This is a genomic window from Saccharopolyspora sp. MMCC62 (assembly GCF_057736575.1).
In genome coordinates this window covers 841,819-853,905 of sequence record NZ_JBYKCM010000001.1, presented here as the reverse complement: position 1 = coordinate 853,905, position 12,087 = coordinate 841,819, and the positions used below count along the sequence as shown (strand labels likewise).

The window sequence follows — 12,087 nt, the reverse complement described above, 5'->3', positions numbered from 1 at the left end:
GCGATCCGCCCCTCACCACTGCCGCGCCCGGTGCAGCGCCCACGCGGCGAGCCGGGACGCCTCGGTGAGCGTCGGCTCGGCGAACCTGCCCGGGTTGATCGGTGCCCCGGACGCCACGTGCCGGTCGTGCGGCACCGACACCACCGGCAGCCCGAGCCGTTCGAACGCGGCGCGAGCCGGGGCGTGCCGCAGGGCGTCCCGCCCGTGCGGGTGCTGCGCGTTGAGCGCGATCACCAGGTGCTGCAGCGCGCCGGGGGCCAGGCGCGCGAGCGCGTCGGCGGTGGTGCGCACCCCGTCCGGTGTCGCGGGAACGACCACGATCACCGCGTGCGCATCGGCCAGCACCGCGTTGTTCGCGGGAGCGGCCATCCCGGTCGTGCAGTCCAGGACCGAGACCGCGAACAACCGCGACAACGCCCGGGTCAGGTCGCGCACCAGCTGTGGCCGCTGCCCCGCGCCACCGGGCACCACCCACAGGCCTGCGGCGGTGCGCGGGAGCAGCTGCTCCAGGCTGGTGAGGTTCTGCCCGCTGGCGGTCATCAGCGCGGGAGCGACCCCCGGCAAGGTCATCGCGGATTCGACGCCGAGCCGCCACGGCAACGAACCGAACTCGGGTTCGGCGTCCACGGCCAGCACCGGATCGGCGCGCCGGGCGGCGAGCACCGAACCGACCAGCGCCGCCACCGCCGTCTTGCCCGCACCACCGCGCACCGAGGTCACCGCGATCCGGCGGCCCGTGGTCACCGGCGCCTGCACCGCGGTGAGGATCTCCGCCAGCTCGCGCGGCTGCTTCGTGCTGGAGAACGCGCGCACGACGGTGCGAGCGACCCGGCGCGGCAGCGGATCGCCGTGCGCGACGCTCCCGACCAGATCGCCCGGAGGCTGTGCCGGAGGGGGAGCAGCGGGCGCGGGAGGCCCGCCTGCCGTCGGCCGGGTGACCTGCTGGCCCGGCGCGAACGCTTGCGGGTGCGTCGGACCTGGCTGCTGGCCCGCGCCAGGAGCCTGCCGGGGCGGTGGACCCTGGTTCACCGAGATGCGCTGCGTCGCCGACGGTTCGGCGTTCTGCTCCCAAGGTGGCCGGTCGGTTGCTCCGCCGCTCCACGGGCGCGCCGCAGGAGGGCCCGGCTGCCCGCCGGGCTCGCGATCCGCTGTGGACACTGAAGGCCTTCCTAGGTCAGAACAGTTGCAAGAGGTCCTGGTACAGCCCGAACACCCCGACGGCCACCGGCACCATCGCCACCACCGCCACGCCTTCGACCCGGTCCACGACCTGTCGAGCGCGCGCCCGCGTGTGCGCGGCCGGGCGGTAGGCGAGCGCCACGAGTCCCGCACCGGACAGGGCGAGCGCCACGAGCACCCCGCCCCACCACTGGGACGGCGACACCAGCGACCAATGACGCACCAAACCGCCCACGATCACCAGGGCAGCGGTGACCAGGCTGATCACCTCGACCGTCAACGGGCAGGCCCGCACGCGCGCGAAGGTCGTGATGCCGAGCAGGCACGCCAACGCGATGGCCCATCCGTTCGCCGCGTGCGCGAGGTGCCACCCGGCCAGCGCGGCCGACGCCGCGGTGAACACCACCGCGAGCGCGAGCCCGCGATGCGCCGAGTCCAGCGCGGCGCGCACCGACGTCCGGGCGACCGGCTGCTCACCCGCCCGCACATCGTCCAGACGGGTCAGCCCCGAGGTCACCAGAGCGAGCCGAGGCAGCAGGCCGAGCAGGACGGTCGACACGATCCCCGCCACCGTCGCCGTCCCCACCACGTCAAGACCCGACACGAGCGGAACCACCCACAGCAGCAGCATCCCGAGCAGTACACCCGCGCCGGTCGCCGACGAGCGGAACCGCGAGTTCGCCACCCCGGCGGCCAGGACCAGCACCGCGACGATCAGCATCCACGCCGACCAGCGCTGCGGCGGCTCCGCCAGCCAGAACGGCACCGACATCGCAGCGACCGAAGCGCCCGCCGCCAGCACCGCGGTGCCGACCACCCGCGCGCCCGCCAGCGCGGCACCCGTTCCCGCGGCCAGCAGCACGAGCCCGACGACGAGCAACGCCACCGGCGGGACGGCCGCCACCGCGAGGAACCCGGCCCACGCGGCCGTCGCGGCGATCACCGCCGTCGCCACCCACCGCCGAGCACCGTCGCCCCACCTGCCGGGGCGCCGCTCCAGATCGTCGGCGACCTCCTCGGTCACGTCGTGGACCACGGCCGGCATCGGAGCATCGCTGACCCGGTCGACCCGCACCAGCGCCCCGTCCGGAATCCCGGCCGAGCGCAGGCTCTCGGTGAGTTCGACGACCCGGCCGTCGACCAGCGACAACCGGTACGACTCCGGCGTCGGCGGCGTCGGGAAACCGAGGATGCGCACGATCTCGGGCAACAACTCGCCCAACGGCGTCTCCGCGGGCAGCACCAGATCGACCCGGCGCCACGGGGCAGCGAGCGTGAGCCGGGTGAGCGTCCCGGCAGCCGACGGCCCCGTCACCTCAACACCTGGCCGACCGTGCTCTGCTGGCGCACCTGCTGCTGGGTCAGCACGTTCTCCAAGAACGCCCACCCGACGCAGCCCGCGCATCCCACCGCCGCGACGACGACACCGACCGCGAACCGCTTCAGGTTGTCGACCATCCCCAACCGGCGATGCGCCTGCCCCCACAGCAACGACTCGCGCAGCCGACCACGCCGAACCGCGACCGACTCCAGAAGCTGAGCGTCATACTCCCGTGCCACTTCCGGGATGCTACCCAGCAGCACCCCGCCGACGGGGAAGGACCGGCGAAACGGTCGCGGACCTCGCGAGCGATCTCCGCAGCCCGCCTCCCCGCACACGCCAGTGCGCTACCGTCCCGACATGCGCCCCTTCCCAAACGCGCAACAGCGTTCCTAAAACCCCAGCTCGCGAAGGTGCTCTCCACGCACGTGGAGGTGGTCCGGGGAAAAAGACGAGCACGGTCTCGTTCCGGGCGTGCTCTCCACGCACGTGGAGGTGGTCCGGAGGCCGGGTTCACCACGATCATGGCCGCGAAGTGCTCTCCACGCACGTGGAGGTGGTCCGGTCCCCCTTTTTTGCTTATCTCGCTCCGCTCCGGTGCTCTCCACGCACGTGGAGGTGGTCCGATGGTCAAGATCGGCGATGCGACGCAGTGGCGGTGCTCTCCACGCACGTGGAGGTGGTCCGTTCCGGCGGTCGATCAGCCGCCAGCGCTGCAGGTGCTCTCCACGCACGTGGAGGTGGTCCGGTGCCCCGCTGGGTGCGATCGCTGACCCGATTGTGCTCTCCACGCACGTGGAGGTGGTCCGGACGCCGGCAACCGGGCCTCCGTGTACGCGCTGTGCTCTCCACGCACGTGGAGGTGGTCCGGTCGACCAGATCCGTAAGCGGCAGGAGAACGAGTGCTCTCCACGCACGTGGAGGTGGTCCGCCGCCACCGGCAGCAGCTACTGCGTGTGGGGCGTGCTCTCCACACGCGTGGAGGTGGTCCGGCCGCGCTTCGCGGCTACGTCGTCCGCTCGTGGTGCTCTCCGCACGCGTGGAAGTGGTCCGGCGCCGGAGTTCGCCGCGTTCGTCAAACGCCTGTGCTCTCCACGCGTTCGGAACAGTTGGTCAATCAAGCCACTGCTCTTCCGACCATCTACGGGCCGACTGCGCAAAGGAGACGCGCGTGTTCCGGCATGGATGCTGCTGCGATGAATGGTGCAAGACCATGCGGATCGTGGTCTACGTGATCCTTAGTCCTGGTTCACGGGCTGGTGCCGGCTAGTACGGCATTGCCGTACTGACCAGCACCCCGAACGGCTCGGCGGCCGGATGTCGCTGCGGGGCAACCGCAGCGTTGATGACTCCGGTCGTCGAGCCACCTCGTGAGGCGTCAGCTTCGTCGAGTCGACGGATGCCGCTCGCAACGCTCGCTTGACCAGGGACGAGGTTGCAGCGCCGCGCAAGGACACTGGCGAAGCCCGTCTCGTTCGTCATTGCCCAACCATGGGCGAACTGGACTGCGTTGGTCGGCGATCTCGCGCGGCCGAAGCTTGTTCCGGCCGATGCGTTCCGGATCGAGCTCATGCAGACCGTTCTCGGTGGGAGCGCATCGGAACCGGTGACCGGGAGGTGCAACGCGCCATTGCGCATCGTCGTGGCTGATGTCGATGCCATGTACGCCGGAATGCGGTTAGGGTCCGATCATGACGTCTGCTGATGACTTCGGCTGGTTGGACGATGATTCGATCGTCGGCTACAGCGTCTCGTTCGTCGAGGCTGTCGACCCGGGTGAGGCGCTTCGGCGGATCGGTGCGGAGGCGGACACTTACCCCGCGTCGTCCGCGGCCGAAGCTGACGAGCTCGCGGGAGATTCCGGTGGCGCCGCGGTGGTGCGGGCCGGTCGGTGCGGTGGGTGGACCGCGCTCGTCGAGCACGATGCGAACGCCGGAGTGAACGAAGCGACCCTGCCCGCGTTGTCGACGGGCACCCGGGTGGTGTGCGTGTTCTCGTCGGCGTCGGGAATGGACTTGTTCTACTTCGCGGAGAACGGCCAGGTGACGACGGTCGTGGAGACCTCGATTCCCGCGAATCGGTTTGGTAGTGAGCCGGATCGGTTCTTGGCGGAAATGGCCGACGTGGGTCTCGTCGCGGGCGAGATCGCCGAGTCCGTGCGTGCGGCGACCATGGCGCTCGCTCGGGAGGTGTGCGGCGTGGAGCTGACCGAGGAGATGATGTTCGACGCTCGGCTGCAGACCGGGCTGGTCAGCTCACCGAGGTGAGGGCAGTGGCGCCGGGCCGCTGCCCTCACCCGGGCGGTCAGGCTGCCGAAACCCAGTAGGGACCGTTGTCGACGATCCGCTGGGCGGTGACGAACCGTCCGAGATCGCCACCGATGTACGTGTTCTGCGTCAACGGGACGTGGACTCGTGCGCAGGTCGTCTCGGGTGCGGGCGCGTGAACCAGGTCGGCGATCGGTGCACCGTCGGGTCCTGTTTGGACTTCGAAGGGAAGGGACAGGAGGTTGACGTGCGGTTTCAGCTCGGCGCAGTCAGGCCCAGGCATGCTCCCGCCTTCCCGGGTGGCCGCGAAGGGATATTCGTCGCAGCTGTCGGTGGGAACGGTGAGGAGATCCGGCGTCCAGCCGGTACCGCAGACGGTGTTGCGGTTCTTGCTCTGCTGGCTGCGATTCGCCAAGCGGTGCAGTGGTTCCCCGCCGGGAACACCAGGGTGGCCTGCCAGGTTCTCCTGAGCCCAGCGGATGCCGAACGCGCCGACCGGGTTGGTCGAGCTGTTGACCTCGTAGGTGGGGATCGCGTCGGTGACGACGCACCCGGCGCTGCGTCCCACCTGGGCGTCACACCGCAACTGCGGGGTCGCCCACACGGCAGGGGCATCGCCGATGGAACCGGGGGAGAGCAGTTCCAAGGTGTAACCAGGCGCGAAGTGGTCGATGCCGCCGCGAGCCTGCGGATTGGAGAACTCGGTCGTGCCGGTCAGCGTCTGACCCGGGCTCAACCACGTTCCGGGAGCGAAGGGGGCCGGCTGAGTGGCTTGGCAGTTCGAGCTGCAGCCCGCGGTCCACGTCGCGGACAGGCCGGCGGCGACCACGTCGTTCGCGCTGTCCATGCGAAGCGTGTCCGTCTCCACCCACGTGGTCCGGTTGTTCGCGAGCTGGAAGTCCTGGGTGATCGTCACATGGGCGGAGCCGACCGGAGCACCGGTGCGGATGTCTCGCGCCGTGTAGGTCAGTCCGGCATGCCAGCACCCGCGGAACCGGTCGATCTGCCACTGACCATCGGGAAAGCCCGCGCACACCAGGTCTTGCGCGTCTACTTGTGCGGCACGACCGCCCGGGGCGGCAGGTTCGTCGAACGCCACCTCGAGCCGGTACGAGTTCTCGGCTCCTGATGGAGCGCTCGTGACGTCGGTCCGTGCTGCGAATGCGGGGGATTCTCCGAATCCAACTACGATCAAGGTCAAGGCCGCTAACGAAGCGGCACACCGTCTCAGGCGCACGTCGTCCCCTCGGATAGCAAGCGATCTTGCCCCGGCAGGCTAAGAGGAGCGCGCGATGTGACGCTGGAGAATTTTCAAACTGAACGAAAACTATCTCGTTTGGAGCAATGCTGCCCAATCTTGCGGGGACGGGCGTTGAAGCGAGGTGCGGAGCCCACAGCGCGGCGCGAAGGTGGGGGCGTTCCTTAGCGATCTACATGGCCGGCTTCCCGCTGGTGAGCTTCGATCCGCGACATAATCGGCGTCCGGCTGTTGCCCCGGGGAGTCGTGGAGGTGCGTTACCGTCGCGGCATGCGCCCCTTCGAAAACGTGCAACGGCCTTCCTGAAACCCCAGCTCACGAAGGGTGCTCTCCACGCACGTGGAGGTGGTCCGGTAGGCGCGCGGGACGGCGGCGCGCAACTGGCGTGCTCTCCACGCACGTGGAGGTGGTCCACGGGAGTGCCGGGGGAGTTGGTAGACGAGGCGGTGCTCTCCACGCACGTGGAGGTGGTCCGTGGACGGAGCCAGCCTGGTCGATGCGAGAACGGTGCTCTCCACGCACGTGGAGGTGGTCCGAACGTCGCCACGTCGGTGCGGATGTGCGTCGCGTGCTCTCCACGCACGTGGAGGTGTTCCGCACGCGCGTGCCCGGGTCGCCGACATCCGCGAGTGCTCTCCACGCGCGTGGAGGTGTTCCGACGGGATCGAGTGGGACTACCTGACTGACGACGTGCTCTCCACGTATGTGTAGGTGTTCCGGGCGATTACATCCGCGGGCAGGACATGACTCGGTGCTCTCCACGCGTGTGGAGGTGTTCCGATCGAACTGGTGATGCAGAGGTATTCGAGGGAGTGCTCTCCACGCACGTGGAGGTGGTCAACCAGCTGGACGGCGGTCGAAACCGGACTCGCGCTCTCCGTACGTTTGGAACGGACTTGTTCTACTTCGTCGGGCGTGGTCAGGTGGCGGCGGTCTTCGAGAACGACGATGCAGCGCAATTACTTCATGGCCCACAACGCCGGGACGTTGCTGTCGGAGCCCGGGAAGGGAAGTTCGAAGAGGGATGAGCTGTGAGTGCGGATGACTGCTCGGTCTCGCTGGAGACGTTGCGTCAGGTGTTCAACGAAGCGTTGGACAACCTCGAGGAGCGCGTCGGAGACGTTATCGAGATCGAGAAGGACTTCTTCTGGTCCATTCCCCGTGAAGCCCGCTACGACCCCTACAACGCCCCAGCCACTGAACAGCTCAGCCGCCACTGTGACCAGCTGGCCGAGCAGCTCGACGAAGTCGATGGCACCGGTCGCCGGAGCTGTCGACGAGCCACGGGCGGACGTGCCTGTGCGCTACCGTCGCGGTATGCGCCCCTTCGAAAACGTGCAACGCCGTTCCTAAAACCCCAGTTCGCGAAGGGTGCTCTCCACGCGTGTGGAGGTGTTCCGGTCGCGGAAGCGTTCGCGGAGCCGTACGTCAGGTGCTCTCCACGCGTGTGGAGGTGTTCCGTGCGGTTCGTGCTCAAGGCGGGCATCCCGTTCGTGCTCTCCACGCGTGTGGAGGTGTTCCGCCCGCTCGGCCGGGATCAGCCTGGTGCTGTCGGTGCTCTCCACGCGTGTGGAGGTGTTCCGATCGCCATCTCGCTGGCTTCCAACGGCCCGCCGTGCTCTCCACGCATGTGGAGGTGTTCCGCAGTACGAGTACTGGGCCGACGGCAACCCGGCGTGCTTCTCCACGCACGTGGAGGTGTTCCGTGGTTACGCATCAGGCAGGTCCACAGTGGAGTGTGCTCTCCACGCGCGTGGAGGTGAGTCGAGCCGTGTCGCTGCGTTCTTGGGCTGGTGGTGGGTCGAGCTTGATTGACGGGGGTGCTTCGCCGACCTAGGTTTCCTCTATAGAGGAAATCGCGTCTCGCGTTCCGCTAGGTTCGGTCCCGTCTTGTGGTGGGCGGCGGTCGATCTTGCGGATGTCCGGGTGGTCTCGTGGTGACCGATCAACGCTGGTTCGGCGGCCGTCGTGGGTTTCCTCTGGGTCCTGTCGGAGGTAGTGACCAGGAGATCTGGATGGCCATCAAGCTCGATCAGCTCGTGGCGGCGCTTCCGCCGGAGTGGGCCGGGTTCGTCCGCGATTGGGATCGTTCGTTGCGGGCGGCCGGGAAACCGGAGACGACCCGGTACAACTACCTGCTCGCGGTGGTGCAGCTCGGTCGGTACCTGGGCGAGCGCGACGCCGATGCGCCGGGTGCTGTCGACCCGACCGAGGTGGTCCGTGGGCAGGTGGAGGAGTTCCAGGCGTGGATGATCGAGACGCGGTCGCGTTCCACGGCGTTGAACAAGCACAAGTGCCTGCAGCAGTTCTTCCGGTGGCTGGTCGAGGACGAGGAGGAGATCGACCGGTCGCCGATGGAGCGGATCCGGCAGCCGAAGAAGGACGTGAAGTTGATCCCGGTCATGGGGCAGGCCGAGACGAAGAAGTTGCTGGGGGAGTGCAAGGGGAAGGACTTCGTCAGCTTGCGCGATGAGGCGATCATCCGGCTCTACTGCAACACCGGCGCCCGGCTCGCTGAAGTGGCGGAGTTGTCGGTCGAGGATCTGGATTTCGGCACCGATTCGGTGGTGTACCGCGGGAAAGGGGCGAAGAGCCGTCGCGTGCGGTTCGGGCACAAGACCGCTCGTTCCCTGAGCCGTTACCTGCGCGCTCGTGCGAAGCATCCGGGGTCCGGGCTACCGAACGTGTGGCTGGCCGCGCGGGGCGGGCGGCCGTTGGGTGCCAACGGCATCAAGATCAGGCTCAAGAGGCTGGGTGAGCTCGCCGGGGTCGCCGACGTGCACGCTCACCGGTGGCGGCACACCTTCGCGCACGAGTGGAAGCGCGCCGGTGGGGACACCGGGGATCTGATGTTGCTGCTGGGCTGGACTTCGGATGCGATGCCGCGCCACTACGGCGCGAGCGCGGCGGCCGAGCGGGCCCAGGAGGTCCAGCTGCGGATGGGGATCGGTGACGATGTCTGACGGCGAGTTCACCGCTTCCCAGCGGCGGCGCCGGGCGAGGCGGGCCGCGCACATCTCGTGGGCCAACACCTCCGATCGCGCAGCGCGGACACAGCCGGGGACGCAGGCGTTCCTGTCCCGGTTCGAGCACCAGGTCGATGCCGACGGAGTCCTCGCCCCCGAGGAACGAGCCGAACGCGCCCGGCACGCACGCCAGGCCCACATGCTCAAGCTCGCCGAACTCTCGGCGCGGGCGAGACGCAAGCAGCAGGACGACTGACACGTTGATCGAGCTGGTCTTCTGCGGCTTGATGAGCGAGAGGTAGTGACCGCTCGCCGGATTGACGGGTAGTGCAGGCAGTGGGCCTGCTCTGTCACCGCCATGTTGTTACGGAAGCCTGAGATCGCTTTTCCGTACAAGAGTGCTCAAGCAGCGGTATGGTCACCAAGGCGGGCACGAGCAGTCCGGTGGACAAGGGGTATGGCTACTGGATATGTGTTGCTCCTGTCCGTTCCCGCCTTGAGCGCGGTTTCGCTCGTGCTCAAGCTTCGGTTCCTCCGTCATGTCTACGACAAGGGTGGGCCGAAGGACCTGAAGGTTGCGGCCGATGCGCTGGCGAAAGTGCACCGACCACCGGTGCGACTCGTTCGAGGAGACCCCAGACCTTGGCGAGGTGAAGGCGCTTGCTGAATCTGTGCACCCTGACCGTTGAGGACAGGGTGCACAGATGCTTGCCTTCGTTGTCTTGTTGCCGCCGCCGATCAGCCGAGGATCAGGCACCTAGCGCGTTTAACTTCAGCTCTCGGCAAGGTCTGTGATTTCTCCGCCTGGCCATCCGCTCACACGTGATCGCCGATGCCCATGCGCTGTTGGGTTTCCTGCGCGCGTTCGGCGGCGGCGCTGGCGCCGTAGTGCCGGGGCATCGCATCGGAGCTCCAGCCGAGTAGGAGCATGAGGTCGCCGGTGTCGCCGCCGGCGCGCTTCCACTCGTGGGCGAAGGTGTGGCGCCAGCGGTGCGCGTGCAGTCCGCGCAGGCCCGCTTTCTCGCCGAGGCGCTTGAGGCGGATCTTGATGCCGTTGGCGTGCAGCGGGATGCCGCCGCGGTCGGCGAGCCACAGGTTCGGCAGGTCGGCTCCCTTGCGCTTGGCGCGGGCCCGCAGGTAGCGGCTCAGGGCGCGGGCGGTGCGGGCGCCGAGGCGGACGCGGCGATCCTTGGCGCCTTTGCCGTGGAAGACGAGCGAGTCGGTCTTGAGGTCGACGTCGTCGAGGGTCAGGTTCGCGACCTCCGAGAGCCGTGCCCCGGTGTTGCAGAACAGCCGGATGATCGCTTGGTCCCGCAGGCTGAGGAAGTCCTTGCCCTTGCACGCCTCCAGGAGGCGGCCGGTGACGTCGGCCTCGACGACGGGCACGAGCTTCGCGGGGGTCTTGGGGAGCTTGACCCGTTCCATGGGGGAGCGGTCGATCTCCTCCTCGTCGAGCATGAGCCACTTGAAGAACTGCTGGAGGCACTTGTGCTTGTTCACCGCGGTCGAGGCCGAGCGGGTGTCGATGATCCAGGCTTGGAACGCTTCGACGTGGGCCTTGGTGATCTCGGCGGGGTCGTCGGCCGCGTCGGCGGCGTCGGGGTCCGGCGAGTGCTCGGCGACGTAGCGGGCGAGCTGGGAGGCGGCCAGCAGGTAGTTGTAGCGGGTGGTCTCGGGGTGGTTGCCGGATCGCAGTGCGCGGTCCCAGTCGCGCAGGTATCCGGACCACGTCGGGGACAGTTCCCCGGTGAGACGATCAAGATCGAGAATGGGCATCGGAAACCTCCGAAGTCAAGTGGTCCAGCAACGGCGTGCTCGACTTCGAAGAACCGACCAAGATCATGAAAAGAGGGCCTCCGCAGTGTCTGACCTGCGAAGACCCTCTAGACCGTCGGGACGGCGGGATTCGAACCCACGACCCCTTGACCCCCAGTCAAGTGCGCTACCAAGCTGCGCCACGTCCCGGCCACACCCTCTGTCTTGCGGTGTGTGGAAAGCTTAGCGCACCGTCCGCAGAGGATCTTCATCCCCCCTCCGTTAATGGATCTGCGCTGGTCAGGAGCTCTGCGCGGGTGCCGATGAGACGGGTGGGGCGGTCGAGTGCGAATGCGGTGAGCGCTTCGTGGGACGCCTGGGCGAGGGCTCGGGATGAGCTCGTGGGGGCGGTGAGGCCGTGCGCGTGGCTGCGGGTGCGGAAGCGGGAGTCGCGGAGTTTGACGACGACGCGCCCGGCCAGCAGGGCGTGGTCGGTGAGGTCGGCGGCGACCAGGGTGGCGAGGCGGGTGAGCTCGGCGCGCAGTCGTTCGGGGTCGGCGACGTCTTCCTGGAAGGTGATCTCGTGGCCGTAGGAGCGCGGTCGGTACGGCTCGGGGTCGACGGGTGTGGGGTCGTAGCCGCGGGCGACGGCGACGAGCCACGGGCCGTTGCGGGGGCCGAAGGTCTCGGCGAGGGCGGAGCGGTCGGCGGCGCCGAGCTCGCCGACGGTGTGCAGGTCGTGGGCGGCGAGCCTCGCGGTCGTGCGGCGGCCGATTCCGCGCAGGGCGTCCACGGGTAGTTCGTTCATGGTGGTCGCCCAGTTGTGCCGGTCGAGCCGGTGCACGCCGGTTCCCGCCGGGGGTTTGGCGAATCCGGAGGCGGTTTTGGCGCGGAGCTTGTTGTCGCCGATGCCGACGGAGCAGTGCAGCCCGGTGCGCGCGTGCACGTGCGCGCGCAGTTCGGTGGCCGCGCGGGTGGCGTCGTCGGTGTCGAGCTGGAGGTAGGCCTCGTCCCAGCCCGCTTCCTCCACGACGTCGCAGCGTTCGCGCAGTGCCGCGTAGTAGGTCTCGGACGCCGCGCGGTAGGCGTCGGCGTCCAGCGGCAGGAACATCGCTTCGGGGCAGCGCTTCGCGGCGGTGCGCAGCGGTGTTCCGGAGTGCACGCCGTGCTTCCGGGCCTCGTAGGACGCTCCGGCGACGACGCCGCGGCGGGTGGGGTCGCCGGTTCCGCCGACGAGGACGGGCTTGCCGCGCAGTTCGGGGCGTCGCAGCAGTTCCACGGCGACGATGAACTGGTCGAGGTCCGCGTGCAGCACCACCCGTTCCACGGCTCCAGCGTGCG

General features: G+C 68.6%; 9 protein-coding genes, 1 tRNA gene and 2 CRISPR repeat arrays. Of the genes, 3 read left to right on the top strand and 7 right to left on the bottom strand.

The window, feature by feature from the left end; translation table 11 throughout:
• Positions 1-12: 12 nt before the first annotated feature.
• From AC29IT_RS03820 to AC29IT_RS03810, 3 genes are all read right to left on the bottom strand, one after another.
• The gene (locus AC29IT_RS03820) at positions 13-813 is read right to left on the bottom strand and encodes a MinD/ParA family ATP-binding protein (protein WP_488217835.1); all 801 of its coding nucleotides are present in this window, start codon (positions 811-813) and stop codon (positions 13-15) included.
• 361 nt (positions 814-1,174) lie between these two features.
• A complete protein-coding gene (locus AC29IT_RS03815; protein ID WP_488217834.1) occupies positions 1,175-2,494 on the bottom strand; it encodes an EsaB/YukD family protein in 1,320 nt (439 codons plus the stop codon).
• The gene (locus tag AC29IT_RS03810; protein ID WP_344926901.1) at positions 2,491-2,739 is read right to left on the bottom strand and encodes a hypothetical protein; all 249 of its coding nucleotides are present in this window, start codon (positions 2,737-2,739) and stop codon (positions 2,491-2,493) included. Before AC29IT_RS03810 ends, AC29IT_RS03815 begins: the two co-directional genes overlap by 4 nt.
• A 174-nt stretch (positions 2,740-2,913) precedes the next feature.
• Positions 2,914-3,553: a CRISPR direct-repeat array (repeat unit 29 nt; unit sequence GTGCTCTCCACGCACGTGGAGGTGGTCCG).
• Between the two features lie 638 nt (positions 3,554-4,191).
• Here AC29IT_RS03810 and AC29IT_RS03805 point away from each other — a divergent pair.
• On the top strand, positions 4,192-4,767 hold the full coding sequence (locus AC29IT_RS03805) for a DUF6461 domain-containing protein (protein ID WP_488217833.1): 576 nt from the start codon (positions 4,192-4,194) through the stop codon (positions 4,765-4,767).
• A gap of 37 nt (positions 4,768-4,804) precedes the next feature.
• Here the strand turns inward: AC29IT_RS03805 and AC29IT_RS03800 are convergent, their stop codons facing one another.
• Entirely contained in the window at positions 4,805-5,866 is a 1,062-nt protein-coding gene (locus tag AC29IT_RS03800) for a NucA/NucB deoxyribonuclease domain-containing protein (protein WP_488217832.1), read from the bottom strand.
• Positions 5,867-7,395: 1,529 nt separating this feature from the next.
• A CRISPR array of direct repeats spans positions 7,396-7,669; the repeat unit is 29 nt; unit sequence GTGCTCTCCACGCGTGTGGAGGTGTTCCG.
• A gap of 371 nt (positions 7,670-8,040) precedes the next feature.
• On the opposite strand from AC29IT_RS03800, the gene AC29IT_RS03795 reads away from it, so the two are divergent.
• Both AC29IT_RS03795 and AC29IT_RS03790 read left to right on the top strand, forming a co-directional pair.
• A complete protein-coding gene (locus AC29IT_RS03795) occupies positions 8,041-8,988 on the top strand; it encodes a tyrosine-type recombinase/integrase (RefSeq protein WP_488217831.1) in 948 nt (315 codons plus the stop codon).
• On the top strand, positions 8,975-9,247 hold the full coding sequence (locus tag AC29IT_RS03790; protein ID WP_488217830.1) for a hypothetical protein: 273 nt from the start codon (positions 8,975-8,977) through the stop codon (positions 9,245-9,247). Before AC29IT_RS03795 ends, AC29IT_RS03790 begins: the two co-directional genes overlap by 14 nt.
• A 560-nt stretch (positions 9,248-9,807) precedes the next feature.
• Here AC29IT_RS03790 and AC29IT_RS03785 read toward each other — a convergent pair.
• The 3 genes from AC29IT_RS03785 to AC29IT_RS03775 form a co-directional block, all read right to left on the bottom strand.
• On the bottom strand, positions 9,808-10,767 hold the full coding sequence (locus AC29IT_RS03785) for a tyrosine-type recombinase/integrase (RefSeq protein ID WP_488217829.1): 960 nt from the start codon (positions 10,765-10,767) through the stop codon (positions 9,808-9,810).
• A gap of 115 nt (positions 10,768-10,882) precedes the next feature.
• A tRNA-Pro gene (locus AC29IT_RS03780) sits at positions 10,883-10,956 on the bottom strand.
• A 58-nt stretch (positions 10,957-11,014) separates the two neighbouring features.
• A complete protein-coding gene (locus tag AC29IT_RS03775; protein ID WP_488217828.1) occupies positions 11,015-12,073 on the bottom strand; it encodes a DNA polymerase IV in 1,059 nt (352 codons plus the stop codon).
• Positions 12,074-12,087 lie beyond the last annotated feature (14 nt).